At 59.1% G+C, this 24,717-nt stretch carries 24 protein-coding genes; 8 read left to right on the top strand and 16 right to left on the bottom strand.

All coding sequences use genetic code 11. The features are described from left to right. Window positions 1-113 precede the first annotated feature (113 nt). Window positions 114-287, top strand: a complete 174-nt coding sequence (locus ACH518_RS19215; RefSeq protein ID WP_186289476.1) for a hypothetical protein — start codon at window positions 114-116, stop codon at window positions 285-287. On the opposite strand, the gene ACH518_RS19210 is transcribed toward ACH518_RS19215, so the two are convergent. Next, window positions 284-952, bottom strand: a complete 669-nt coding sequence (locus tag ACH518_RS19210; protein ID WP_445371256.1) for a Crp/Fnr family transcriptional regulator — start codon at window positions 950-952, stop codon at window positions 284-286. The genes ACH518_RS19215 and ACH518_RS19210 overlap by 4 nt on opposite strands. A gap of 396 nt (window positions 953-1,348) precedes the next feature. Here ACH518_RS19210 and ACH518_RS19205 point away from each other — a divergent pair, with 396 nt between their 5' ends. From ACH518_RS19205 to ltrA, 6 genes are all read left to right on the top strand, one after another. Further along, entirely contained in the window at window positions 1,349-1,867 is a 519-nt protein-coding gene (locus ACH518_RS19205) for a hypothetical protein (RefSeq protein WP_445371255.1), read from the top strand. Window positions 1,868-2,040: 173 nt separating this feature from the next. After that, entirely contained in the window at window positions 2,041-2,463 is a 423-nt protein-coding gene (locus ACH518_RS19200; protein ID WP_445371254.1) for a hypothetical protein, read from the top strand. Next, a complete protein-coding gene (locus ACH518_RS19195) occupies window positions 2,378-2,896 on the top strand; it encodes an REP-associated tyrosine transposase (protein WP_445371253.1) in 519 nt (172 codons plus the stop codon). Before ACH518_RS19200 ends, ACH518_RS19195 begins: the two co-directional genes overlap by 86 nt. Before the next feature lie 64 nt (window positions 2,897-2,960). Next, window positions 2,961-3,743, top strand: a complete 783-nt coding sequence (gene blaOXA / locus ACH518_RS19190; RefSeq protein WP_445373020.1) for a class D beta-lactamase — start codon at window positions 2,961-2,963, stop codon at window positions 3,741-3,743. 232 nt (window positions 3,744-3,975) lie between these two features. Next, window positions 3,976-7,041: a DUF3857 domain-containing protein gene (locus ACH518_RS19185; protein ID WP_445371252.1), complete on the top strand. Its 3,066-nt coding sequence runs from the start codon at window positions 3,976-3,978 to the stop codon at window positions 7,039-7,041. 570 nt (window positions 7,042-7,611) lie between these two features. Next, complete coding sequence (gene ltrA / locus ACH518_RS19180) at window positions 7,612-8,922, top strand: group II intron reverse transcriptase/maturase (RefSeq protein ID WP_445371251.1); 1,311 nt, start codon at window positions 7,612-7,614, stop codon at window positions 8,920-8,922. Between the two features lie 761 nt (window positions 8,923-9,683). Here the strand turns inward: ltrA and ACH518_RS19175 are convergent. Continuing rightward, window positions 9,684-10,382, bottom strand: coding sequence for a hypothetical protein (locus ACH518_RS19175; RefSeq protein WP_445371250.1), 699 nt, complete (start codon window positions 10,380-10,382; stop codon window positions 9,684-9,686). A gap of 225 nt (window positions 10,383-10,607) precedes the next feature. Between ACH518_RS19175 and ACH518_RS19170 the strand changes: the two genes are divergently transcribed. Continuing rightward, window positions 10,608-10,802, top strand: a complete 195-nt coding sequence (locus ACH518_RS19170; protein ID WP_140911009.1) for a hypothetical protein — start codon at window positions 10,608-10,610, stop codon at window positions 10,800-10,802. Window positions 10,803-10,845: 43 nt separating this feature from the next. On the opposite strand, the gene ACH518_RS19165 is transcribed toward ACH518_RS19170, so the two are convergent. The 14 genes from ACH518_RS19165 to zigA form a co-directional block, all read right to left on the bottom strand. After that, window positions 10,846-11,541 (bottom strand): hypothetical protein, encoded by a 696-nt coding sequence (locus ACH518_RS19165; protein ID WP_445371249.1) that lies wholly within the window; start codon window positions 11,539-11,541, stop codon window positions 10,846-10,848. 8 nt (window positions 11,542-11,549) lie between these two features. Further along, window positions 11,550-12,104, bottom strand: a complete 555-nt coding sequence (locus ACH518_RS19160; protein ID WP_140911011.1) for a cyclin-dependent kinase inhibitor 3 family protein — start codon at window positions 12,102-12,104, stop codon at window positions 11,550-11,552. Between the two features lie 271 nt (window positions 12,105-12,375). Next, a complete protein-coding gene (locus ACH518_RS19155; protein ID WP_445371248.1) occupies window positions 12,376-13,371 on the bottom strand; it encodes a CobW family GTP-binding protein in 996 nt (331 codons plus the stop codon). Between the two features lie 25 nt (window positions 13,372-13,396). After that, entirely contained in the window at window positions 13,397-14,686 is a 1,290-nt protein-coding gene (locus tag ACH518_RS19150; RefSeq protein WP_445371247.1) for a PKD domain-containing protein, read from the bottom strand. Window positions 14,687-14,737: 51 nt separating this feature from the next. Next, window positions 14,738-16,966, bottom strand: a complete 2,229-nt coding sequence (locus tag ACH518_RS19145) for a TonB-dependent receptor (RefSeq protein WP_445371246.1) — start codon at window positions 16,964-16,966, stop codon at window positions 14,738-14,740. 81 nt (window positions 16,967-17,047) lie between these two features. Beyond that, complete coding sequence (locus tag ACH518_RS19140) at window positions 17,048-17,761, bottom strand: hypothetical protein (RefSeq protein WP_445371245.1); 714 nt, start codon at window positions 17,759-17,761, stop codon at window positions 17,048-17,050. A gap of 203 nt (window positions 17,762-17,964) precedes the next feature. Then, a complete protein-coding gene (gene folE2, locus ACH518_RS19135; RefSeq protein ID WP_445371244.1) occupies window positions 17,965-18,750 on the bottom strand; it encodes a GTP cyclohydrolase FolE2 in 786 nt (261 codons plus the stop codon). Window positions 18,751-18,831: 81 nt separating this feature from the next. Beyond that, the gene (locus tag ACH518_RS19130) at window positions 18,832-20,484 is read right to left on the bottom strand and encodes a formylmethanofuran dehydrogenase subunit A (RefSeq protein ID WP_445371243.1); all 1,653 of its coding nucleotides are present in this window, start codon (window positions 20,482-20,484) and stop codon (window positions 18,832-18,834) included. 166 nt (window positions 20,485-20,650) lie between these two features. Next, window positions 20,651-21,367, bottom strand: a complete 717-nt coding sequence (locus ACH518_RS19125) for a DUF1826 domain-containing protein (RefSeq protein ID WP_445371242.1) — start codon at window positions 21,365-21,367, stop codon at window positions 20,651-20,653. Between the two features lie 9 nt (window positions 21,368-21,376). Continuing rightward, window positions 21,377-22,147: a ZIP family metal transporter gene (locus ACH518_RS19120; RefSeq protein WP_278211166.1), complete on the bottom strand. Its 771-nt coding sequence runs from the start codon at window positions 22,145-22,147 to the stop codon at window positions 21,377-21,379. Between the two features lie 7 nt (window positions 22,148-22,154). Next, window positions 22,155-22,388, bottom strand: coding sequence for a hypothetical protein (locus ACH518_RS19115; RefSeq protein WP_278211167.1), 234 nt, complete (start codon window positions 22,386-22,388; stop codon window positions 22,155-22,157). A 27-nt stretch (window positions 22,389-22,415) separates the two neighbouring features. Then, a complete protein-coding gene (locus tag ACH518_RS19110; RefSeq protein ID WP_445371241.1) occupies window positions 22,416-22,544 on the bottom strand; it encodes a hypothetical protein in 129 nt (42 codons plus the stop codon). A gap of 5 nt (window positions 22,545-22,549) precedes the next feature. Then, on the bottom strand, window positions 22,550-23,383 hold the full coding sequence (locus ACH518_RS19105) for an all3515 family Zur-repressed PEP-CTERM protein (protein ID WP_445371240.1): 834 nt from the start codon (window positions 23,381-23,383) through the stop codon (window positions 22,550-22,552). 85 nt (window positions 23,384-23,468) lie between these two features. Then, the gene (zigA, locus tag ACH518_RS19100) at window positions 23,469-24,683 is read right to left on the bottom strand and encodes a zinc metallochaperone GTPase ZigA (RefSeq protein ID WP_445371239.1); all 1,215 of its coding nucleotides are present in this window, start codon (window positions 24,681-24,683) and stop codon (window positions 23,469-23,471) included. Between the last annotated feature and the right edge of the window lie 34 nt (window positions 24,684-24,717).

The raw sequence follows: 24,717 nt of genomic DNA, 5'->3' as shown, positions 1-24,717 counted from the left end.
TGGTGACTTAGTCACTGAGGCAGCGGCCGGCCGGCGCTACATTGTAACCGCCTTGCGGCCGGCTGAGCCGGTCGAATAGGGCAACTCCAACAACAAGACGGTAGGTATCGGTTATGAAAGAACTCATTTTCGGTTTTGCTTCGAACATCCTGCAGATGAATCTGCGCGATCCGCACGACATCCCGTTTGCATTGCCGCTGATGCTGGCGGCGGGCTTGGGTTTTATCCTCGGCTTCATTTTTATCCAGTTGGTCGGTAACGAGCAGCGCCAACAGCGCGACGACTAATCGTCGGCGGACAGCATGTCGCGTAACGCGGCGGCGTCGACGATTTCGATGCTGCCGCGGCTTAAATTCAGCCAGCCCAGACTTTCGAAACGCTTCAAATGCCTGGACACCACTTCCCGCACCGAGCCCAATTCCAACGCCAGTTCCTGGTGGGTTTTCCGGATCGGATTTGTCTTCTCCGCCAACAGCGTTTGCGCCAGCCGCTGGTCGATACTGGCGAAACTCAAGGCCGCCATGCGTTTGATCACGTCGGCCAGCCGCCCCGAAAAATTGCGAAATACGAACTCGCGGAAAAACGCCGATTGCTGCAAACAACGGTGGAATACGTGGGCCGGAATCGCGAACGCGCTGATGTCGGATTCGGTATAGCCCTCAGCCGGATAGGCACTGTCGCCGAGCAGGCAGGAGGTGGTCAGTACGCAGGAATCGCCCGGCAACACCCGGTACAACAACACTTCGCGGCCGTCGGCCGACAAAATCTGCGCCTTGACGCTGCCGGACAGCAGCAATAAATAATTCTCGCAAGCCTGGCCCGGATAAAACACCTGCTGCCCGGCCGGCACCGTCACCAGCGTCGCCGCCGCCATCAACTGCGCCACCACCGCATCCCCGCAACCGGCGAATTCCGGGAACTGGTCTTTCCAGGCGTTGGCGTGTTTGAGCATGGGGGTGTCTGTTTGGGTTTTTTGAGTTTTGGGATTATAAGGCGGTTTGGGGAGGGTAATCGGGGAATGGTGTTGGGAGTTGGCCGATTTGTTAGAATAATGGTGCTGTCGTATTTCATGGCGGACGACACGATATGCGGAAACTAATTACTTACGTACTAAGCGCTTCAAACTGAGTTTCAAAAGAGAATGGCAAATGATCGTAAGCGTTTACTTCAAAAGGAGCCGCGTGTAGTCGAAAGGTATGTACGGCTACGCATGCGAAAAAATGCGATTCGATTCTCGCGCTTCATCATGAGGAGCCTGTTACCTAGACAAGAAAAAAAGCGCGAAGCTGCATTGATTTCTGTACTTACCGAAATAGCGAAGCAGACCTCGAAGGTTCGGAGGTATGACATGCAAGCGTCTGCGACCCTTCTAAACATTGCGCTTTACTTTCTAATTGCAAACAGGGACATTCAAGCTGTCAAGATTGATGCGCTAACCCACCCGGACGCATGGAAAAGGTCACTTTGTGCTCGTGTCATCCTGTTAACCATTCACGAATTGGATATGGACAAGGTTGCAGGAATCAAACTTCGGGAAGCACTAACAGACTCTGGTGTTTCAGAAGAATCAAAGAGGCTTGCAACCCAGGCATTACGCTCGGTCAGAGCGGTTCAGCAAAAGGCTCAAAAGCAATTTGCTTTCCATCGTAATGCAACAATAGCACATCGTGACCCAGACGCTTTGCTTCAATACAGAGCGATCACTGAACTCGATGTAATGGTTACACTTCAAATTGCGAGTGAGTTCTTTGAAGGCTCGCAGCTGTTTATTAGCGCTCTGCCAGATTTAATGCTCAGCGTTGGTTCTATGCCCGGGATACTCCGACAGTTTGCTGCGCAAGCAAAACGCAAGAAGAGCGCATCTTGATTAACTAACCATGTAGCCATGTAGCCATGTAGGCCGGAATAAGCGTAGCGTTTCCGGCAAGTTTTTAAATTTGCCAGAAACGCCGTGCTCGTGGATTTCGCCGGAAACGCTTCGCTTATTCCGGCCTACAATGTTTGGAATGATTTACCCCCTCCGGAAGCTCGGAAAGGCCGATGAGCGATTATCGACGTGTTTACATACCCGGTGGCTGCTATTTTTTCACGGTGGTGACTTACCGGCGGCAACCGATTTTTGCTGACGAGCGAAATGTGGCATGGCTTCGGCAAGCGTTTAAAATTGTGAAGGTCAAGCGGCCGTTCGAGTTAACTGCTGCGGTCGTCTTGCCGGACCACTTACACAGCCCTGTAGGCCGGAATAAGCGAAGCGTTTCCGGCAAGTTTTTAAATTTGCCAGAAACGCCGTGCTCGTGGATTTCGCCGGAAACGCTTCGCTTATTCCGGCCTACAATGTTTGGAATGATTTACCCCCTCCGGAAGCTCGGAAAGGCCGATGAGCCATTATCGACGCGTTTACATACCCGGTGGTTGCTATTTTTTCACGGTGGTGACTTACCGGCGGCAACCGATTTTTGCTGACGAGCGAAATGTGGCATGGCTTCGGCAAGCGTTTAAAATTGTGAAGGCCAAGCGGCCGTTCGAGTTAACTGCTGCGGTCGTCTTGCCGGACCACTTACACAGTATTTGGCAATTACCGGACGGCGATGCCGATTATTCGACACGCTGGCAAATGGTTAAAACCGCCTTCTCTCGCCAGCTCTCGGTTCCGGTCAGAAGCGATGGCACCAAAACGGTCTGGCAGCCGCGTTTTTTCGAACATTGCATCCGCGACGAAGCCGATTTTCATCGCCACCTGGATTACATTCACTACAATCCGGTCAAGCACGGATTGGCAGATGCGCCGGCGAGTTGGCCGCACAGTTCCTTCCTTCATTTCGTCGCCCGCGGTTGGTATCCGCTAAATTGGGGCGACGGCGGTATCCCCGCCAGCGCGGATTTCGACCGCGAGTAACCGGCTGCCGCCACGCCCTAGCGATTCCCGTCGACCAAAACCCATTGAAATCATGCAAACCCAAATAATCAAAATCTGCCTTGCCGCTCTATTGCTCGCTGTGTCCGCAGCACACCCGGCTTACGCGGAAGACCCAGTCTTGGCCAAGCTGTTTGCCGAGCAGGGCCTGGAGGGCAGCGTCGTGATTTCCTCGGTTCGGACCGGCCGGACTTTTGTTCATAACGACGCCCGCGCCAACCGGCGCTTGCCGGTCGCATCGACCTTTAAAATCCTGAACACGCTGATTGCGCTGCAGGAACGGGCGATTGCCGGCAAGGACGACACTTTGCACTGGGATGGACAAATCCGCGATGTTCCGGACTGGAACCGCGACCAGACTTTGGCCTCGGCGTTCAAGGTGTCCTGCGTTTGGTGTTACCAGGACTTGGCGCGGCGGGTCGGTGCCGATGCCTATCGCCGCTATTTGCGGCAAACCGAATATGGCGAATTGCGCGAGCCGTTCGGGTTGACCGAATTCTGGCTGGACGGCTCGTTGCGGATCAGTGCGGCGGAGCAGGTGGAATTTCTGCGCAAACTGGTCCGGCGCTCGTTGCCGTTCGACGAATTCGCTTACGACACCTTGCGCGAGATCATGCTGGCCGAGCAAACCCCGGATTATGCGCTGTGGGCCAAAACCGGCTGGGCGGCGCGCGCCGATCCGCAAGTTGGATGGTACGTCGGTTACGTCGAGAGCCGGGGCGAGGTCTGGCTGTTTGCGCTAAACATCGATTTGCGCGGCAAGGACGATTTGGCGCTCCGGCCAAAGCTGGCCCGCGCGGCTTTGGCAGCCAAGGGTATCATCGACTAGCCATCCACCCAGCGGTTACGCGCGGCCGGGTATCCAACCTTTCGCCGCTGAAAACGAGCCCGTCGGTGCATGCCGAAGTTCCTAAAAAGCGCCTGCACCGACGATTGACACTAGACTGCTTTCACCGCATGCTTGGCGCCGCTGCTTTGGGCCGTTATGGTTGGCGTTCTCTAAACAACCCGGCGGACCGAGCAAACAGCCCATTGGATAAAATAACGAGAAGAGGACTTTCATGTCGATACGTAAACACGTGCCGATCGAACACGCCGAATGGTCGGTACAGCCGCCAGCCGACTGGGTGCAGCAACGATCCGTGGATTGGGCCTGGCGGCCCGGCGAGGGCCATGGCTTCGGTTATTTACTGATCGACGAACAACACCACGTGGCCAGCCAGGCGCTCTATGCGCGCACCGTCAAGCTGCTGGCTTCGCTGTCGGCGGTGCAGACCCAAAGCCAAGTGGTGGTCGAGTTCGATCCGGCTGCTCAGCGTTTGCAACTTCATGAGCTGGCGATCTGGCGCATGGCCGCCGACGGCGCCTGGCAAAAGCGCGAGCCGGTGGCCAAGGAGGCGTTTCTGCTCAGACAGCGCGAGCAACAGTTCGAGCAGCAAATGCTGAAAGGCTATGTCTCGCTGGTGGCGTTGCTGGAAGACGTGCGGATCGGCGACGTGATCGACTTGTCCTGGACCCTGTCGCCGCGCGAACCGCTGCCGGGCCTGCGTTTCACGGCCCTGCATTTCCTGGCCTGGAGCGTGCCGGTGGCGACTTATTATCTGGCCTTGACGGCGTATTTCGGCCAGGACCTGCGCTGGCGGTTGCTGGTGCCGGACGCGGTTGCGGCGCCGGCCGAGACGGTGGCAGCGGATCGCGTCACTTGGCAATTCGAGCGGCCGCCGCTGTTTCAGGCCGAAGGTAATGTGCCGGGTGGGCATTGGCCGTTTCCGGTATTGGAAGCCACCGCCTGGCAGACGTGGGGCCAAGTCTCGGCCTTTTTCGCCGAACTTTGGGCCGACGCTGCAACCGAGGATTCGGCGAGTATCGCTGCGGAAGCCGAGCGATTAGCCGCCGGAAAAACCGCCGCCGACGCCGCGCTGGCCGCGTTGCGTTTCGTGCAAAACGAGATCCGCTATTTGAGCGTCGATTTCGGCCACGGCGCCGGCATGTTGCCGAACGGCGCCGGCACGGTGTTGAGGCGGAGATTCGGCGACTGCAAGGATAAATCGATCTTGTTGGTGGCCTTGCTGCGCGAGCTGGGTGTCGCGGCGCGGCCGGTATTGGTCGCCAGCACTTGGCGCGACGGCATCAAACGCTTGATGCCGTCCACGGCCTGTTTCAACCACGTTATCGTCATGTTCGATCTGGACGGCCAACGTTATTTCGCCGATCCGACCGCCGTCGGCCAGGGCGGCGATCTGGCACACCTGAGCGTGCCGCCATTCGCGGCCGGCCTGGAAATCGATCAGGCAACGGCGGGTTTACTCGACTTGCCGCCAGCGGCGCTCGCCGAATTGACCTTGACCGAAACCTTCATACTGGATCGGCGCGGGGTTAACGGGGCCGTCGAGCAAGTGCTGGAAGCCAGCGGCTGGCTGGCCGACGACATCCGCGCGGCAATCCTCGACCAAGGCCAACGCCAATTTGCCAAACATCGGGCCGACGCCTTGCAGCAAAATTTCCCGGCACTGCAACCCAATCCGGACAGCCTGCAGATCGACGACGACAGCGACAGCAACCGCATCGCATTACGCAGCCGGCACGGCTTGCCGACCTGGGGCCAGGCCGGACGCAAACCGCCCGACTTTTTCAGTTACGGCGCCCACGGCCTGTTTTTGGCGGTGGAAACCATCGATCCCCACCAGCAGCGCGCGCAGCCCTTCCAATTGCGGCATCCGCTGCGGGTCTGTCACAGCGTCGTCGTCCGCGGCAAAACGGTGAAGAAGCAGAAAGCCGGCGCGTTCCGCCACGAAGGGCCGGGCTTTCGTTATCGGGTCGATATCCATTCGCGCCGGCGCGAAGTCCGTTTCGATTACCTGTGGGAAAGCACTGCTACGGAAATCGCCGCCGAACAATGGCCGGCTTATTGCCAGCAACGCGCCGTCGCACTGGAACGGGCCGGCGCTTTGGTGCATACCCCGGCTTTCAAACCGCTGACTGCCGCGCTGCGCTTTTTTCCGGTTCTCGCCGTGGTCGGCGGCTTGGCGGCCGGCTGGCTCGGTAATGCCGGGAATAACCGCATCGTCCGCGAAGCCGGCGGTATCGAGGCGGCGGGTTCAAAAGCTTTCGAACATATCAAACGCAGCGAATTCACCCAGGGTTACGCCTTGGCCGCCGCAGTTCAGTCCAATTACCGCAACAATTTCGATTTTCAGATCATGTTTGCTGAAGCCGCTCTCCGTACCGGCCATTTCGCCGAAGCGGAGCAGGCGCTGGAACAAGCGCGCAGCCTGCGGGCCGGCGACATCCTGCCGGAGCAATTGCAGGCGGCCTTATTCGAGGCGCGCGGCCAATTGCCGCAAGCGCTGGAATTACTGAAACGGTTGGCAAGCCAGGCCGGCGCGCCGGAACGGGTATACGCCGATTTGGCGCGTATCTCGGAGCGGATGGGTGAATTCGGCGGCGCGCGGACTGCCTGGGAAACGGTGTTGGCGCGGCATCCGGCGGAGCCCGAGGCTTTGTATAGTCTGGCGCGGCTGATGTGGCTGGCCGGCGAGCGGGAGCGCGCGGATAGCCTGATTACCGGCGTGATTGCCGCGCAACCCGTGTCCAGCGCGGCGCTCGAGAGCGCCTTGGCGCGCTATTTTTCAGTAACCGGCCGGCCCGAAAGCGCCATCGACCCGGCCCGCCGCGCCGTCGAGCGCGAGCCGGGCGACCCGTATTTGGCCTACAAGCATGTCAGGGCGCTGATCGAAAGCCGGCGTTACGACGAGGCTTTGGCGGTCGCGATCGGCGTTAACCAAAAATTCCCGAAACAGCCGATGGCTGCCGCGGCCTTGGCGACGGCCGCGGCGATGGCCAACGACAACCTGCGCGCCGAACCGGCATTTAAAGAATGGGTGGAGCTGGCGCCGGACAATCCGGATGCAGTGTCGAGCTACGGCTTTTTCCTGCATCGGGTCGGCCGCGACCTAGAGTCGCAAACCGTGCTGGAGAAGGGAACCCGCAAATTTCCGTCCCACGGCAACCTGTGGCTGAATTACGCGGTAACCCTGGAAGCCCTGGGCGACCCCACCGCCGCCCAAGCCCGCCAACAAGCCGCCCGCCTGATGACCGACGAACAGCGGGCGACCTTGGTGAGGTGATGGGGCATTGTTGTTGATTTAACAAACGCAAGTTACCGCGGCGGGGAATGGTCAATGTCGTTAATTTAAGGATGGTAGGAGCGGGCCCTGCCCGCGATCATAAGCCTTCGGTCGCAGGCATGGCCTGCTCCTAGTGCGCTCGTGACGGCGCACACATAGCATGGTGAAAGTCCATGTCAGGGTATGCCAAGGCCCTGTAGCTGAAGATAACTGCGTCGTTGCGAAACGGGGTGGAGAGCAATCGGAGGCGAACTGGCGGTCCGCAGGAGACGAACTCGATTCGGCGGGACACGGCGGCGAGCCTGCTAGGAGATGGCGAAGCCTGAAACGCATCGAACACGTTGGTTTGGCGAAAGAAACGATGTTCGGGCCGTACCTGTGGTTGGAGGTGGAACGTTGGGACGTGTGTGCGAGATAAGCGAGGAGGCCTGTTCGGTGAAGCGAAACCGGGCAGGAGTCAGAGCCCGCATAGTACCGAAGCGGGGAAAGGCGCGAGAGGTTGGGTTAGCAAAGCGCAGTCGAGGGAAGGCAGGGCAGGAAGGTGGATGCGAGAAATCGAGAGTGAGGCAAATGACAGCACCGACAGTGTCGAAACAGACTAAACAAGGTACAGAAACGGCGGTAATACCCGGCGTGGAAGCCGCAATCTGGACGGAACGCATGGTGTTGGCACTGGTAAACGGTGTCGAAGGACGCAAATGGTACAGCTTGATGGACAAGGTTTACGCGCCGGGTACGCTAGCGTTGGCTTGGACGAAAGTTAAAGCCAACCGAGGCGCGGCGGGGGTGGACAGACAAAGTGTAGAGCAATTCGAAGCCCAAGCCGAGCGCTACTTGGCCGAACTGAGCCAAAGTCTGCGGGAAGGGAAATACCGACCGATGGCGGTTAAACGGGTGGAAATCCCCAAAGGCGACGGTCAACGTCGACTGCTGGGAATACCGACCGTCAAAGATCGCATCGTACAGGCGGCAGTCAAGATGGTGATCGAACCGATCTTCGACGTGACGTTTCTGAACAGCAGTTACGGATTTCGGCCCGAGCGAGGCTGCAAGGATGCCCTGCGTGATGTCGATGGCGGGCTTAAGGCTGGTTACACCTACGTGGTGGACGCCGACCTGAAAGGCTACTTCGACAGTATCCCGCATGCTCAACTTCTGGAACGGGTCGAAGCGCGAATCAGCGATGGTCGCCTATTGGCACTGATTGAAGGTTGGCTCAAGCAGGACATCCTGAAAGGGTTGGAACGTTGGACGCCGACGAGTGGCAGTCCACAAGGGGCGGTCATCAGTCCGTTACTGGCGAACCTATACCTGCATCCGCTGGACGAAAGGCTGATGGCGCGAGGTTATCGGATGGTGCGTTACGCCGACGACTTTGTCGTGCTATGCGCCAGCCGAGCCGAAGCCGAAGCGGCACTCGAGGTCATTCGGGAATGGGTTGAAGCCAATGGGCTGACGCTGCACCCCGATAAAACCCATCTGGGCGACTGTCGTCATGCGGGCGAAGGCTTCGAGTTTCTGGGCTATCGCTTTGAAGCGGGCCAGCGTAGGGTACGTAAGAAAAGCCTGAACCGGTTCAAAGACCGTATTCGAGAGAAGACCAAGCGCACACGGGGTGACAGCCTGGATAGGATCGTGGGCGATCTAAACCCGATGCTGCGCGGCTGGTATGGGTACTTCAAACAGGCTCATGGCGGAATTTTTCGCTACCTGGACGGCTTCATTCGACGGCGGCTTCGATCGCTGCTGCGAAAGCAAGACAAGCGACCGGGCATTGGCCGATGCCTGAATGACCATCGACGCTGGCCGAATGCGTATTTTGCGGCTGCCGGGTTGTTCGCACTACATCCCGCCTGGCAAGCCGAGAGACACTCCCGATGAGGAAACTACCGACTGGAGAGCCGTGTGCGGGAGAACCGCCCGCACGGTTCGGAGGGCGGGAAGGGCTTAGGCCCTTTCCGACCCCTATCAGGATTTGAAACAGCCAGTCTCTTCCTTAACTTAACGACATTGGGGGAATGGTGGGGGGCTAGTTGCCAAGGAGGGCGAGATTGTCCATATCTCTGCCGGAATGGTGCCTAACTTGTGGTGGGGGCTAGCGCGCGGTGCTTAGCGTTGCCGGTGAGTCAGACCTTGCCGGAAACGCTGGCGCTTATTCCGGCCTACATCACTTTAGTGACCAGAGTGGAATGGATAGCCGCCGTCGTTATGATGACACGACCGGGACAGGCCTTTTAGTAGCCTCGATGGAATCGAGGGTGTTGGCCTTCGAATTCTCGATTCCATTGAGGCTACTTGCTGTATGGGGATGCAATCCCGTATAACGCAGCGAACCGTAGGCCAGAATAAGCCGTTAGGCGTTTCTGGCAATTTAACTACCGGCGCGATGGTTGGCGTTTCCGGTCAGGCAGACTTTGCCGGAAACGCTGGCGCTTATTCCGGCCTACATTACTTAACGACATTGGGGGAATGGTGGGGGGCTAGTTGCCAAGGAGGGCGAGATTGTCGAATGGTACCCAACTTACGGTGGTGGCTACCACGCGATGCTTAACTTTGCCGGTGAGTTAGACCTTGCCGGAAACGATGGCGCTTATTCAGGCCTACGTCACTTGTGGACGTCGCCTTGACGGAGGGGTTAGGCATCATTTTCTGGCGTGGCCGGTGAACATGTAGTTTTGCGTCGGATCGTGAAAGAACACCTCACGGAACACGCTTCTAGAGACCGAATCCATGACTCGCGTCATTAGTAGGTCCCAGTCGTTTGGTGTGTAAAGGTTATTGAGGATGCACTGGACAACGAGACTGGTGTTATCGGGATAACGCTTTGCTGTCTTCTTCTCAATTTCCTTGACTATGAGCGTTCCGAAGTACTCAACGAAGTCTTGGCCGTTGTACACGACAGGTTCAGATATGAGCTCACCGCCTGGAAGTCGGCGAATTCCTTCAAGCCCGAACGTGCCACCCTTTTTCTCCAGATGCTCGCGCTGCATATGCTCTTTGGGGTGTACGACATTCGTAACTTCCAGGAATGCGATCGACGGGAAATAGCCGTGGTCTACGTAGGAGCCGTATTGACGTAGTTCAGCATCAAAGGGCTGGCTCCCGCTGTGCCACCGAACGTGGATGTATCGGCCGGCACGATAGTGACGCTGAACGTAGGCTGCGATTGGGAGCAGTTCTTCAAGCAATCGCTTCTCAACGAGCGATGGGCGAAGCCGCAGGCGTGTTGTTCCGTCAGGTGCTTGCCGGACTCGTTCGAACAGTTCGTAGGCTTTGGCCGCGAACTGGAGTCCGTCCAGCTCGATTCCATCAAAAGGAAGTAGTGCGTCGTGGTTCGTCATGCAGCCTAACTAGGAATTAGATAGTTAACGGTATATCTTCTGGAATATGCGCGGCGATAAGGCGACGCATTGATGAACATCATGTTTTCTTTCTGGATATCGTTTTTGCATCGGTAAAATCGGGGTTTGAAATAAACTAAGCAGGTCTGAAAACTCTGTCGGTTAGATTCATCCGGCGAACCGGTTTCAGCGATACTAACCCGATTTTTTGAATCAGTCTAACCAATGAACAGACCCGACAAGCCAACCGCAATACCTGACGCCTTCGCTATCCTGGAATGCCTCCGCCAAACCGCCGAGCAAACCTTGGAACGCAAACGTCGCTTGGGCCATTATGCGGTGATTTGGCAGGACGGCCGGACGGTGTTGGTTGGGGACGACGCTCCTGAATCCGATACGGATGGCGATCCGAGCTTGTAGTGTTGCCGCCGAATTTCGCTAACGACCCGTTTAATTAGCCGCGTCAATTCCAGTCAGGCAAACGTCCGGCCATATCCGCTTTGCGGGCGATCAGTTTTTCCGCCAGGTTGAGCGTGCCGCCGTGTTCGAGGACGGTTTGGCGTATAGATTCGTCGGCAATCTGCGTAACCACCCGAATCGCGGCGGCGATATCAGCCGGCGTCATGCCGCCGAACAGCGCGACGGCGTGCGGGTTGTCGGTGTCCTGTCGTAATTGATCGAGTTCGGCGGCCCGGTCGGCGAAGGCTTTGCCTTTTGGGTCGCCTTGGGCGCGGAAGGCCAGGGCACCGCCCAGGTCCAGCGTCAGCACTCGGCCGGCGGCCACGCCCTGGTTGTCGCCGTGGTAGCCGGCGGCGTCCCAGTTGGCGGTCCAGGCGTGGACGCCGAACCAGCGTTGCGCCTGTCGGCGTTCGTCGGCATCGAGATGGGCGACGCATTTCTTGTCGAGTGCGAGCCACTCGGTGGCAATCTGGTCCGGCGCCCGTGTGGCGACGTAAGTCAAAGTCGGGGCGCCGGCCAGTTGATAGAGCTGGGCGGCGAGCCATTCGTTGCGGGCGTGGGCAGGAGATTCCAAAGTTTTGACGTAGTAGCGCTTGCCGGATGGGTCTTCAAAGATGCCGGCCGGGTTGCTGCCCAGTTGTCCGCCCACCCGTTGCAGCGCGGCGGTGTCGATGGCCGGCAAATCCCTGCTAATCGCCATGGGCCGGCTCAGGGAATGGGCAGGGTGCGGCGGACCACGGCCAGTTGCGCCGGGGTTTCGATGGCGCCTTTACGCGCGCCGCGCACGGTTTGAATGGCAGCGTCCGGCGGCATGCCCAGTTCCGCCAGCAGGCGGGCGGCGATCATGCCGGCCCGGCCCAGGCCGCCCTTGCAGTGCACCAGCACGTCGCCGCCGCTGCGCAACAGGTCGCGGATGTCGCGGCCGTGGCTTGCCCATTGCTGCTCGAAATCGGGGCCGGGTACCGAAAAGTCGGCGATCGGCAGATGCCGCCAGTCGATGCCGCGGCGTTTGATTTCGTGGCCCAATTGCGGCACCTTCAGGGCGACCAGTTCCGCCGGTTCGACCAACGTCAGCACCAGCTTGGCGCCCCAGGCGGCGATGGCGTCCAGATCGATGCCCAGGTCGCGCTCCCAGGCGCCGGTATGAGCGAAACGGTCGTGTTTGCCGGGACAAAAGGTAATGCCGATCCGGCCATGGGCCGGGCTGGCCCGGACTTCGGCGATTTGCAAAGGGTGGCTATGGCTGGTGCGCACGGTGGTCATGTTCGATCCTGACGAGTTAACGACGCTCGGGCTGCGAGTTTAGCATGGCGCCGGGCCGGAGCTCGCGGTTGCAAAACGCCGTTTCCTGCGCGGTCAGAGATGCATTCTCGCCAATGCCGTTAAGCTGCACCGCCATGCCGGCAGGGATTGCGGTCGCCCGGTCACAGGGTTGTGAAATCTGTTACGCCATCCTTGGCGGTATTTTTCCAGCCGGGCTGACTAACCTAAGGGCATTAGATTCAAGCCTTCGTGCGCCCCGGTGGCGGTTCCGTCAAGCCGGTACTTGGCAAGATTCCAACGCGGCCAACATGTCTTCCCGCGGCAGATTGCGGCCGATGAAAACCAGATTCGATTCTTTGTTTTCGTTGGGCTGCCAAGGGTTGCCGAAGCTCTCGGTCATCAGCATGTGCACGCCTTGGTAGATGACTTTTTTGTCGCAGCCGGCGATGTTCAAAATGCCTTTGTAGCGTAGCAGGTCGTTGCCGTAGTCGCGCACCATGATGTCCAGAAAGGCCAGGATGCGCGCGGCGTCCAGTTCGCGCGCGGTGCGGAACACGAACGAACTGATGTCGTCTTCGTGTTCGTGGCTGACGTCTTCCAGAAAATCCGGTTCGATTTTCAAAATGTCGTCCAGGTTGAAGCCGTCGATGTCGAGGATGTCGTGCAGCTCGGTGGCGCCGAAATGCACGCGCTTGATCGGTGCTCTGGGGTTCATCGCCCGCAAGCGGGTTTCCAGATCGGCAACCACTTCGGCTTCCTGCAAATCGGTTTTCGACAACAGGATACGATCAGCGAAGCCGACTTGTTCCTGGGCTTCGTGGTGTTCCTGCAATTGTTGATGAGCATGCACCGCATCGACCACGGTGACAATGGCATCCAATTTATAGTTTTCGGCGATGTCCGCTTCGATGAAGAAGGTTTGCGCCACCGGTGCCGGATCGGCCAGGCCGGTGGTTTCGATGATGACTCGCTCGAAGTGAATATCACCTTTTTCGCGGCGGTCGGACAATTCGCCGAGGATGCGCACCAGATCGCCGCGCACCGTACAGCAGATGCAGCCATTGTTCATTTCCACCACTTGTTCATCGGCTTGTACCAGCAGTTCGTTATCGATACCGGTTTCGCCGAATTCGTTTTCGATCACGGCGATACGGCGACCGTGGTTTTCGGTGAGGATGCGGTTCAACAGCGTGGTTTTGCCGGCACCGAGAAAGCCGGTGAGGATGGTAACCGGCACCGGGTAGTTCAATTTGGCTGTAGCGGACATTGATAGTCTCCTTTCAAGGGGGTAGTTAACGACGGGTCGGGTAGCACAGGCGTAGCGTGCAGCGGGCTTGGGCCAGCTTACCGTCCTGAGCGTTGATGGTGCCGTTGCCGTCCAGGTCACGAATGTCGTTGGCGGTGGCTTGCGGGGTCTTGCTGGCCGCGGCCAGAATCAACGCCACGTCGATGCGGTCGATATCGCCGTCCAGATCGATGTCGCCCAAGGCCGGCACGCTGAAGGTGACTTCGTCATAGCCGGGATTGGCACCGTCGCTTACCGTCAACTTGAAGGTGTAATTGCCGGTTTGCAGCGGCAGAAAGCTCGGCGTCGCGGTCGCGGCACCGACCAGGGTCACCGCCGGCCCTTGGGTTTGCTGCCAGGCGTAGCTGAGCGGACTCGGGCCGGGTTGCGGATCGCTGCTGGCGCTGCCGTTCAGACCGACGCTGCTGTTCAGGCGGATCACGCGGTCGGCGCCGGCATTGGCTTTTGGCAGCAATTGCGGCGGCGGAGGCGGCGGCAGAGTGTCGACCAGATCGAGCAGGGCGGCGGAATAATCGGCGGCGCTCAGGCCGGCGTTGAACAGCACGTAAAACGGTTCGGAGGCTTGGCTGCGCTGGTTGGAGGTGACTTGTAGCTCCACCAAATAGGCGCCGACCGGGCCGCCGGCCACGCCGATCGCGCTTTCCAGAAAGAAGTTTAAATGAGTGTGCAGGCTGCCCTGGTTATTGGCGGCGTCGACGATCATTTCGGCTTTGCCGCCGATGCCGTTACCGGTAAAGAAGGTGAAGCTTTCCTGGCCGCTGCCGGGTGTGAAACAGAACAGTTGGCCGCCGCATTGGTTGTAATCGGTGATGACCGTGGCCGGATCGATACCGCCGGCCAATTTGATGCGGACGTTGCCGGGCGCGTCGGCCCAGGCGCCGGCGGCAGTGCTCCAGTAGCGCAATTTGCCGATGGCCCGGTAGCGCACCAGTTCGGCCGGATTCAACATGTTTTGTACGGCTTGGAAGCCGGGATTGGGGGTTTTGTTCGGGCCGCCGGAAAAGTCGCGGAAATCGCTCAAAAACACCATTTGGCCGGTGGCGCCTTCGATCGGTAGCGTGTTCGGCGGCAAGTTCAGGCCGGCGACCAGTTGCGTCAGATCGCAGCCGACCGCGCCCGGCGTGCGGCAGAAGCCGGCTTGCATCGCATTGCCGTCGCCCCAGATTTCCACGTCCAGATGCACCGCTTGTGCCGGCGCGGACAAAGCGAGCAGGAAGGGCAGAGCGGGGAGCCATGGGCGGTTGGTTAAGAATGATCGCTGTATCGAAGCTGGCATGGGTTTAACTCCTGGATGGCGGTAGGGTTGACTGAAACAAGGGTGTTGTCGCTAGAACGTGGCGCGGAAGCCGAGCACGACGCTGCGGCCCGGCTCCGGCGCGAAGTTGCGTAAAAAAGAGACCGAGCTGCGGATTTCTTCGTTGAGCAGGTTGTTGGCTTTGGCGAACAGCCACAGATCCAGCGGCTCCAGGCCGCGCCAGTGGTAATCGGCGGAGGCGTTGAGCAAGTGGTAGCCTGGGGTGGCGGTTTCGTCGTTGCCCGGCCGGTTTTGCATTTGGCCTCTGGTGTAACGTAGTGCGGCGTTCCAGCGCTGGTCGCCGAAGCCGATTTCCGCGCCCAGCCGCAGTGGCGGCAGGCGCGGCACGTCATCATCGACAAATCGGCCGCGGACGAAATCGGAGAACAGGGTCAGCTTCAATTGGCCGAAGCGGGTATCGGCCAGGGTGGTCTGGGCTTCGGCTTCGTACCCCAGGAATAAGGCGTCGCGCTGGTTGTAGGCGTAGACCGGCAGACATTCGATCAGGTTGACGCAGGCCGGGTAGAACTGGGCTTCGTGGTAATTGTAAAAAACCTCGGGCTGGCGCTTCTGGTAAATATAATTTTCGGTCCAGTTGGCGTAGGCGTTGAATTTTGCCGCCAGCCTTTGGCTATGCCAATCCAGGCCCAGGTCGGCCAGATTAGAGGTCTCGTTGCCGAGACGCACATTGCCGATCTCGAAGTTGCGGGTCGACAAGTGCGGGCCCAGCGCCAGCAATTCCTGGATATCGGGCGAGCGCTTGGAGCGACTCAAGGACAGGCCCAGCGTGGCTTCTGTCGTGGCTTGCCAACTGGTGGTCAGCGAGACCGAGTCGGCGCGGAAATTCAGCGAGTCCGGCAAGGCCACGGCCGAGTAGATCGGCACTTGTCCCGGTGGAGCCGGAAAGGCCAGTTGCGTCGCCGTTGGATTGATACGGCTGCGTTCGGTACGCAAACCCAGTTCGAATTGCCACTGGCCGAATTTCAGTTTTTGCAGGCTGAACAGGCCCAGCGTGTCGCCGTTGGTGGGCGGGACGAAGGTTTCTACGCCCAGCGCCGAAAAATGGCGGTCCTGCCATTGGGCGCCCAGGGTGCCGGACCAGGGTTCCAGAAAATGGTGTTCGATCTCGAAGCGGCCCTCGCCGACCTGATTGTTGAAAGTGGTAAACGGTAGTCGGCCTTCCCATTCGGTGTGAATGTAGTCGACCAGACCGTAGCGGAATGCGGCTTTGTCGATACCGCGTACCGGCGCGTACCATTCGCTTTTGAAGTCGTAGCGGGTCTGGCGCATGTCGATCCGAATGTCGGGGTTCAGGGCTTCCATGCTGAGAATGTCGGCGAACTGCTCCAGCAAGGCCGGGTCGATGTCCGGCAGGATCAGTTCCAGACCGTCCAGGCTGCTTGCGTCGACGCCGTGGCTGCCTTTCGGGATGCCGTAGCGGTTGGTGAAGTGGCCGACCGACATGCCGGCCATGCCGTGATCGCCCAGCCAGGAGGCACCCAGAAAACCGCCGACGCTCTCGCTGTCGGTATTGGGGATGGTGCCGCGGGCGTTCAGAATCTTGCTCAGGCCGAATTGTTCGCGGACCGCGTCGGCGGCGATGGCTTCGCCGGGAATTTCGGTGTCGTTGCGGTTGCGGTGAAAACCGCCGATTTTGAACGCGAGCTGGTCCCGGCCCAAATCCAGTTTGAAGCCGGCGTTGGTGCCGTCGGCGTTGGTATCGAAACGCTGTTCCAGCGCGCCTTGCAGCAAGCGTTCCGGCACCCGCTCGGGGATGCGGTTGTCCTTGACGTTGACCATGCCGCCGATGGCGTTGCCGCCGTAGCGGATGGTGTCGGCGCCGCGCGCGACCTCGATTTGTTCGGCGAACAGCGGCTCGATGGCGCTGGCGTGGTCGGGGCTGAGAAACGAGGCGTCGTGGCTGCCGATGCCGTCCTGCATGATTCTGACCCGGGAACCGGTCAGGCCGCGAATCACCGGCAGACCCACGCCGGGGCCGAACGAGGCGTTGGCCACGCCCATCTGGTTTTGCAGGGTTTGGCCCAGATTGTCGGCTTGCTGCAATTTGAGCGCGTCGCCTTTAATCGAGCTGAAGCTGGGCGTGATGCGTTGTTTGGGGGCGTCGGCAGTGACTTCTACTGCCTCCAATTCCGTTTCCGGTTCTGCCGCAGGGGCCGAGACCGGGTCCGGCGTGTCCGTTGCCGCGGCCGGCAATGCAGCGGATGCCGCCAGCCATAGTAGTCCTAAAGCGTGTGCTTTCATCGAGAATGTTGCATTGTTCCATGTCGCAAACGCGTTGCCGGGCTTGCATAGCCCGACAACGCTGCTGCGTGTTTGCTTGGTTCACGCGGCCGATTTGCGGCGGCCGAAACCCAACAGGCCGGCGATTGCCGGAGCGAACAGCCAAGCCGCGCCGGGCAGAGGTACCGGTGCAGCGCTGGCCGCTTCGACAGCCAGTTCGAAGGCGTCGTGGGTCAGTCCGCGGTTGAATACGATGTGGAACGGTGTGGATGCGGTTGAGACCGGTGTGGTGCTGTTCGGTAAGGTTTCGAACAATTGCAGGGTGATCCAGTAGGCGCCGACGCTGCCTCCCAGAGCATTGGAGGCGTTACGGATGGCCATGTCCAGGTGTTCGTGGATGTCGCCGGTATTGCCGAATTGGCCGATCACGCCGGGGCCGTTTTGCACGCCGGATGTGGTGAACGTGGTGACGTTACCCAAGGCATCGGAGACTTCGATATGCTCGCCGTTGGGTGCCGAGTTCGACCAGATACTGCCGTCCCAGACTTTCAAATTGCCCAGGCCGCTAAACCATAACCAGTTGCCGGCACCGAAGGCGCCCAATGCGGTGTTGGCGTCGTAGCCCGGATCGTCGGTGCGGTAAAGTCCGCCCGACAAATCGCCGAAATCGGCTTCGAACCAATCGCCGTTGACGAAGATTTGACCATTGGCTTTCCAGGGCTGAATGTCGCCGTCGTGTTGGTCGGCGGCCGAAGCCGCGGTTAAATTCAAGCTCAAACCCAGTGCCAAAATTGGTGCTATCCATTGATTACGCATGAACGATCTCCTTAAAACAAAAATAAAAACCTGACGAAAAATACGAGGAAGTGTGAGGTGTCTCACGATGCAACAATATAACATTACTGATATGCGATGCAATCGGGAATTTGCCTCAATTCATCTTGTGCTCTGCCGAGTTCAGTATTAGCAAACCATAAACCGATATGTCTCGGCAGCGGTCATAGCCGTGGTCCTTAGCGCTAAGGATGGGTTAGTCGTTCGATGCGGGCATACGCGGAATGGTTGTGTATCGACTCGAAGTTTTCCGATTCCACGGTGTAGGCGTTGATGCGCGGGTCGGCGTCCAGCCGGGCGGCGACGTCGCGCACCATATCTTCGACGAATTTGGGGTGGTCGTAGGCGTATTCGGTGACGTATTTTTCGTCCGGTCGTTTCAGCAAGCCGTAGATCGGCGACGAAGCTTCGGCCTCTACTAGCGCAATCAGTTCTTCAATCCAGATAAATTCGCTGGCCGACACGGTAATCGTCACATGCGAGCGCTGGTTGTGGGCGCCGCGTTCGGAAATCTCTTTGGAACAGGGGCACAGGCTGGTGACCGGCACTACGATTTTGACTTTGATCCGGCAACCGTTGCTGTCAATTTCGCCGATAAAACTGACCTGATAATCCAGTAAGCTGCGCACACCGCTGACCGGCGCGGCTTTTTCGACGAAGTACGGAAAGCGCATGTCGATATAGCCGGATTCGGCTTCCAGTCGCTGCAGCATTTCTTGCAGCATGACCGGAAACGAGGCAATGCTGATTTCCCGATCATGGCTATTCAATATTTCCACGAAGCGCGACATGTGGGTGCCCTTGAAGTCATGCGGCAGATTTACGTACATGTCAAAGTGGGCCACGGTATGTTGTTCGCCGCAGCTCCTGTCTTTCACCCTCACCGGATGCCGAATGTCTTTGATGCCGACTTTGTCGATAGCGATGCGGCGGTTGTCGGCACGGGCTTGGATGTCTTCGATGGGGATCATGGGTTTTAATGGCTGTTACGGTTTTGTGGTGTTTTGTAGGCTGGGTTTCGTTTCAATCTACCCAGCCTGCATTCGATATTGTCAGTCATGCACCTTAAACCTGGGCCGCTCGCCGAAGTCGGCGTCGTTGACCGCGTATTGGCCGAGTTTCAGGCTGTAGAAGCGATCGAAGTGGTGTTTGACGGTGCGGGCGATGCCGGCGTCGTAGACCGGGGCGACGGTTTGCGCCAAGCCGGCCGGGCGGTCGAGAATCTGGCCGTCCTTCACCACCAGTCGGCCGTTTTTGAACAGCAAGGCCGCGTCGGCGAAGACGGCCCGGTAGTCGGGACGAGCGCCAGCGTGCTGGCCCGGATCGTACACGGCAACGTCGGCCACGGCGCCGGGGGCGAGATGGCCGCGATCGTTGAGCCCCAACAATTTGGCGGCGGCGGAGCGGGTCATGGTTGCAACTTCGCTCAGGCTCAATTCGCGTTTCAGGCCCGGCAATAAGGTTAACGCCAAGGCCTCCTGGTTCAAGCGCGCCATACATTGTTGTCGATAATCGGCGTCCATCAGCAAACGCAGCAGTTCCGGGTAAGCGGTGAACGGTGCGCCGTTGGGATGGTCGGTGGTGAAGAACAGGCGCTCCGGCGCCTCGGCCAGTAAAAACAGTTCCAAACCAATCGCCCATTGCAGGGTGTTGACGAAGCTGGCTTCGCGGTAGCGGTAAGGCACCACGCCGCCGGAGCCTTCGGTTTCGGCGTCCCACATGACATATTTGCTCGGGCTGGCGTCGGCGTGGCGGCTATATTGGGCGATAATGTCGCCGGAGATGGTCACCGTTTGCCCGAACAACACTTGGCCGACGTCCATGGTGATGTTGGGGTGGCGGTTGAAGGCCTCCAGCAGCTTGGCTGCCGCCGAGGAAAAGCCTTTGGCGCCTTCCGTGCCGTAAGCGTAAAACTGGACGTGGGCCAGATGCATCGGCAGGCCTTGCGCGGCTTCCATGGTCGCGACGATGGTATCGACGTTGCCGGGAATGCCCAGGTTGTTGCAGTGAACGTGCGGTGGATGCGGCACGCCGAGCTGATGCACGGCCGTTTGCAGGGTTTGCAAAATCTGCCGTGAGCTGACGCCGTAATCCGGCACGATATCGTCCAAACCGAACTGGCGGACGTTGCTTTTAAAGGCGTTGGCGCCGCCGGCGTTGATGATTTTCAGACCCAGGGCGCGGGTGGCGTTCAAAGTCCAGGCCACGTAATCGTTGATCTGGTTCTGGCCGGCCTTGGCCCGCATCAAGCGCAGCAGTAAATCGTCATTACCGAGTATCGCCAGCGCGGCGGTGTCCAGAATCGGAATATCGGCCATTTGCAGGTGTACGTCCAAGGCGCCGACCGGCAGCATCGCCGGCTCGACCACGGTGGTGTAGCCCATGCGGGCGTAACGATAACCGGTGTCGGTGCTGGACCATTTGGCGGTGGAAAAAGGGTGACTCAGCCGCCGTGCCATATGGTTGCGGTGCTGCTCAGGCAGCAACAGCCGGGCGGTGTTGACGTTACCGCCGGCGATGTGGCTGTGGATGTCGATGGCCCCGGCCATCACGATCTTGTCTGTCGCGTCGTAAACTGCGTCGAGACGGGCATCCGGGCCGGGATCGGCGACGATCACGCCGTCGCGGATGAACAGGTCGCCGGCTTGGCCGTGCAGGTTTTGGCTGGGGTCGTAAATCGATCCGTTGTGGAGTTTGATCAGCATGTGGGGGTACGCACCAGTGGCATTAAGTTAAGGCTTAACCATTCGTCCTTCGACAAACTCGGGATGACCGGTTAAGCCTGGCGACATTGGGGGATACGCATCGCGTAACATGTTCAAGGTTGCGGATGAATTGATGGTCAGAGGCTACGGACGCATACCCTACGCTTTACAACATATCCAAGGTCAACAACAGCCGGCGCGGCTGTACCGCGGTCGGGGCCGGCGAGCGGTGCACCAGGCCGTGGCCCTCGTTGCCTTCCCAATGTTCGCCCTTCATCAGGCCCACCGCATAGGCCGGCATTTGCTGAATCGCGGTCGGATCGGCAATCAGGCCGGAGCAGTCGTCGGGCTGGCCGCAAGCGCCCATGCCCAGCTTGGTGCGGTTAACGGCGTATTCGGGCAGCCATTCGGTGCCGATGCCGCCGTAGCTACAAATCAGCCGGGCCGGCACTCTATCGACGTGAAACCGCGGGCACATGGCCTTGTCCAGCGTGCGCAGGCGCAGGCCAGCCTCGCGCTGGCCGAACAGTTCGCAGAAGGCGGCGGTCAGCAGTCGCAGGTCGTCCAGCCAGGCTCGGTAACCGGACAATTGCGCCGCTTGCGGCCAGAGCCGGTCGAAGTCGTAACGTTCGGGATCGACCAGGGCACTGAGCTCCACGCCGACCTTGCCGGTCAGCGCGGCATATACGAAGGTCTCGATGTCGCGCGGCAGCGGCCGCTCGATCAGACACAGGTTGACGTCGTCCTCGTAAATCCGCGCCAAATCGGCGAAGCGGTTGGAAATCACGGTTTTGGTGGCGGGACGTATCGCCAGCGACCGGAATGGGCCGGAAAATAGCGCCGGCGCGGCGGCGGGCTGGGCAAGAGGCACGCGAGAAAACATGGGAGCTCCTTAAGGGGTTAACAGGGATTGTTCGAACAGGACGATGCCTTGCATGAAGGCGATGCCGAGCGCGAACGAGGCGCTTTGGCCGCCGAGATGGCGGAAGCTGGAACGCTCGTGCAACACCGGGATCAGATCCGAAGCGGCGATGTAGATAAAGCCGCCGGCGGCCACCGGCAACAGCACCAGCAAGGACGATTCGGCGACTTGGCTGAGCAGCAGGGTGAACAAGGCGCCCGGCAACACGCTCAGCGAGCAGTAAAAGTTGTACAACACCGCTTGCCGGGGCCGGTAGCCGCCGCGCAACAAAGCGCCGACGTCGCCCAGTTCCTGCGGCACTTCGTGGGCGACGATGGCCAGCGTGGTGGTCCATCCCAATATCGGGTCGGCTAAAAAGCTGCCGGCGATCAAAATGCCGTCCACGAAATTGTGGATGGCGTCGCCGATCAGGTTCATTTTCGCCAGCGGTAAAATCTCGGCGCCGGGCCGGGTATCGACGTTGTGGTCGTGGCGCCAGCGCACCAGTTTTTCCAGCACGAAAAAGCCGAACACGCCGACCAGCACGGTCAAACACACGTCGCTGACCGAGCCGTGGCGGGCGACCGCATCCGGAATCAGATGAATGAAGGCGTCGCCGAGCAACACGCCGACCGCCAGCGCTACCAGAAACGGTACGATGCGTTTTAAGGTTTCCGCGGGCAGCCATAGCGCGAAGGCGCTGGACAACGAGCACAAGCTGACGGCGAGACTGGCGGCGATGGTGGCGAGATAAATAGTCATGGCGGCGTTACTCCTGGCGCGGTAAGGATCGGTATTCGCGATGCGTGCCGTAGACGAAATGAGCGAAACGGTCGGGCAGGATATGTGAAACAAAATGGGCTAACAGGATGCCGAGCACGAGCAAAAATGCGCCGGATAGTGCCCGTTTCGCCGTTTTTTCACTCTGCAAAGCCATGGTTATGCCCAGGATGGCCAGCACTTCCAGCCCAATTAGATGCAGGTAAGTGTCGGTATCGACCATGTTCTAATCCATCGCGTGTCGAGATAATCAGCCGAGAATGCCGCCGTCGCGATGCGACGGCGGCAAGTCGGTGCCAGCAAGCGAACAGGAGAATCGGCTGCCGCTGCTGGCCGACGCCGTAATCTCACCCTTGGGCAAGCTAACACGGCGTTGCATCGGGACTATGCCGACAGCGGCGTAGCTTTGCGTTTCAATCCCAGCAATCCGATCAGGCCGGAGCCGAACAGCCAGGCTGCCGCCGGCACCGGCACTGCTACCGGGGCGAAGTCGAAATAGAAACGGCCGGAATTGATGCTGGCGTCATTCAGGCCGACCAGACGAAATTCCGCCGTATAGGTGCCGGCCGGAACGTTGGCGGCAGTCCAGAAGATCGGCGCGAAGCCATCGTCGAGAAAGCTATCCAGGCTGATGGTGTCGCCGTTGGCAAACAGATTGGCGGTTTGGTGGTCGCCGACGAACAAACCGGCGGTGGCGGAAATCAGTTGCAAGCCGATAGCAGTATTGCCCAACAAGGTCGACCAGCGGTTGCCGCTGCTGCTGAACAGGATTTGTTCTTCGCTGCCGGTTTCGTGTCCGGCCAAACTGTCTACCTTGGCGAAGGTCAGGTTACCGTAGTCTTCCGACGAATTGTTTTGGGACGTAAGTTTGCCGCTATACAGGCTGCCGCTGCCCCAATTCAGCGCCAATGGCGCATCCAGCGAGGAAATTTCCGGAACGCGGTTGTTGGTATTGGTGTCGTTGGTCGTTGGCGATCCTGCCGGGCCACTGTATGCGTAGGCGCCGATGCCGTGGTAGTGGTCGCCGTGGTTTAACAGCAAGGTCAGATTGCCGTAATTGGGATTGGCAAGACCGTTGTAAGTACCCGAGGTGATGCCAGCTCTGCCGTCGATGCCGATGTAATAGCCGGCCAGACCGCTTTCGTGAGCTTGAGACTGAGCGGATACAGTCAACCCCATGCCAATCAGGGCGACCGATAACAGCTGGTTTTTTTTCATGGTATTGCCCTCCAAGGCAAAAGTCCAAAAAGTAGGCCGGCAAAACGAATTGCATCGCCGGCGGGTGGAACCGTTAGGTTGCGCGTCATTCCGCGAACCAAAGCGGAAACGGGTCTGAGTATTGGCGCCAAGCCGTCGGTCCTGCCGCCAATTCCGCGTCGTTTAGCAGGCAGGCATCGAGTTCGCGACAGACTTGTTCGGCATCGACGTTTTGGCCGATGAACACCAGCTCCTGGCGGCAATCGCCATAGGGTTCTTGCCAATGTTCGCGAATGTCTTCCAGGTACTCTTCCGGCCATTGATCCTCCGGCACCGACGCCCACCAGCGTCCGGCCAGACCGTGGCGCATGATGCCGCCGGCTTGCGACCAGTTGCCGGCGTGCTCGGGTCTGGAAGCCAGCCAAAAAAAGCCTTTGGAGCGCAGTAGGGTGCCGTTTTCCCACTCGCCTTCGTGCAAATGCCGGTAGAAGCGTGTTGGGTGGAAAGGGCGGCGGGCAGCGTAGACAAAGCTGCTGATGCCGTATTCTTCCGTCTCGGGAACATGCTCGCCGCGCAATTCCTTGAGCCAGCCGGGTGCCTGTTCGGCTTTTTCAAAATCGAATAGCCCGGTATTCAATACTTTGCCGAGGTTGACTTGACCCATGACTATCGGCACGATTTCGGCGTCGGGATTCAGGCTGTGCAAGATGGCCTTGAGGTTGACGATTTCGTCACTGCTGATCAGATCGATCTTGGAAATCAGGATCACGTTGGCGAATTCGATTTGATCGACCAGCAGGTCGGCGACATTGCGCTCGTCGTCTTCGCCCAAAGCCTCGCCGGCTTCCTTCAGACTCAGGGCTTCCTGGTAGTTGCGCATGAAGTTGACCGCGTCTACCACGGTTACCATGGTATCCAGTCGGGCGATGTCGGCCAGGCTGGCGCCGGTTTCGTCGCGAAAGGTGAAGGTTTCGGCGATCGGCAGCGGCTCGGCGATGCCGGTGGATTCGATCACCAGATAATCAAAGTGGCCGTCCCTAGCCAGATTGCCGACCTCGATCAGCAAGTCCTCTCGCAGGGTGCAGCAAATACACCCGTTGCTCATTTCGACCAGTTTTTCCTGGCCACGATTCAGTTGCACCTCGTTTTTGACCAGCGCGGCGTCGATGTTGACTTCGCTCATGTCGTTGACGATCACCGCCACCCGCCGGTTTTCGCGGTTATTGAGAATATGATTCAGCAGCGTGGTTTTGCCGGCGCCGAGAAAGCCGGACAACACGGTGACAGGTAATTTGGATGCGGCGGATGGATTCGGTGTCATGGGTGTAGATGTTATATTATAACAATTGGAATTT

The organism is Methylomonas sp. HW2-6 (assembly GCF_052474525.1).
Note: the sequence above shows the minus strand (reverse complement) of the source record. Positions and strands in the feature narration are given on the sequence as shown.

Coding starts and splice junctions, on each gene's coding strand:
- ACH518_RS19215 (WP_186289476.1), top strand. CDS start 114: ATGAAAGAACTCATTTTCGGTTTTGCTTCGAACATCCTGCAGATGAAT.
- ACH518_RS19210 (WP_445371256.1), bottom strand. CDS start 952: ATGCTCAAACACGCCAACGCCTGGAAAGACCAGTTCCCGGAATTCGCC.
- ACH518_RS19205 (WP_445371255.1), top strand. CDS start 1,349: ATGCAAGCGTCTGCGACCCTTCTAAACATTGCGCTTTACTTTCTAATT.
- ACH518_RS19200 (WP_445371254.1), top strand. CDS start 2,041: ATGAGCGATTATCGACGTGTTTACATACCCGGTGGCTGCTATTTTTTC.
- ACH518_RS19195 (WP_445371253.1), top strand. CDS start 2,378: ATGAGCCATTATCGACGCGTTTACATACCCGGTGGTTGCTATTTTTTC.
- ACH518_RS19185 (WP_445371252.1), top strand. CDS start 3,976: ATGTCGATACGTAAACACGTGCCGATCGAACACGCCGAATGGTCGGTA.
- ltrA (WP_445371251.1), top strand. CDS start 7,612: ATGACAGCACCGACAGTGTCGAAACAGACTAAACAAGGTACAGAAACG.
- ACH518_RS19175 (WP_445371250.1), bottom strand. CDS start 10,382: ATGACGAACCACGACGCACTACTTCCTTTTGATGGAATCGAGCTGGAC.
- ACH518_RS19170 (WP_140911009.1), top strand. CDS start 10,608: ATGAACAGACCCGACAAGCCAACCGCAATACCTGACGCCTTCGCTATC.
- ACH518_RS19165 (WP_445371249.1), bottom strand. CDS start 11,541: ATGGCGATTAGCAGGGATTTGCCGGCCATCGACACCGCCGCGCTGCAA.
- ACH518_RS19160 (WP_140911011.1), bottom strand. CDS start 12,104: ATGACCACCGTGCGCACCAGCCATAGCCACCCTTTGCAAATCGCCGAA.
- ACH518_RS19155 (WP_445371248.1), bottom strand. CDS start 13,371: ATGTCCGCTACAGCCAAATTGAACTACCCGGTGCCGGTTACCATCCTC.
- ACH518_RS19150 (WP_445371247.1), bottom strand. CDS start 14,686: ATGCCAGCTTCGATACAGCGATCATTCTTAACCAACCGCCCATGGCTC.
- ACH518_RS19145 (WP_445371246.1), bottom strand. CDS start 16,966: ATGAAAGCACACGCTTTAGGACTACTATGGCTGGCGGCATCCGCTGCA.
- ACH518_RS19140 (WP_445371245.1), bottom strand. CDS start 17,761: ATGCGTAATCAATGGATAGCACCAATTTTGGCACTGGGTTTGAGCTTG.
- folE2 (WP_445371244.1), bottom strand. CDS start 18,750: ATGATCCCCATCGAAGACATCCAAGCCCGTGCCGACAACCGCCGCATC.
- ACH518_RS19130 (WP_445371243.1), bottom strand. CDS start 20,484: ATGCTGATCAAACTCCACAACGGATCGATTTACGACCCCAGCCAAAAC.
- ACH518_RS19125 (WP_445371242.1), bottom strand. CDS start 21,367: ATGTTTTCTCGCGTGCCTCTTGCCCAGCCCGCCGCCGCGCCGGCGCTA.
- ACH518_RS19120 (WP_278211166.1), bottom strand. CDS start 22,147: ATGACTATTTATCTCGCCACCATCGCCGCCAGTCTCGCCGTCAGCTTG.
- ACH518_RS19115 (WP_278211167.1), bottom strand. CDS start 22,388: ATGGTCGATACCGACACTTACCTGCATCTAATTGGGCTGGAAGTGCTG.
- ACH518_RS19110 (WP_445371241.1), bottom strand. CDS start 22,544: ATGCAACGCCGTGTTAGCTTGCCCAAGGGTGAGATTACGGCGTCGGCC.
- ACH518_RS19105 (WP_445371240.1), bottom strand. CDS start 23,383: ATGAAAAAAAACCAGCTGTTATCGGTCGCCCTGATTGGCATGGGGTTG.
- zigA (WP_445371239.1), bottom strand. CDS start 24,683: ATGACACCGAATCCATCCGCCGCATCCAAATTACCTGTCACCGTGTTG.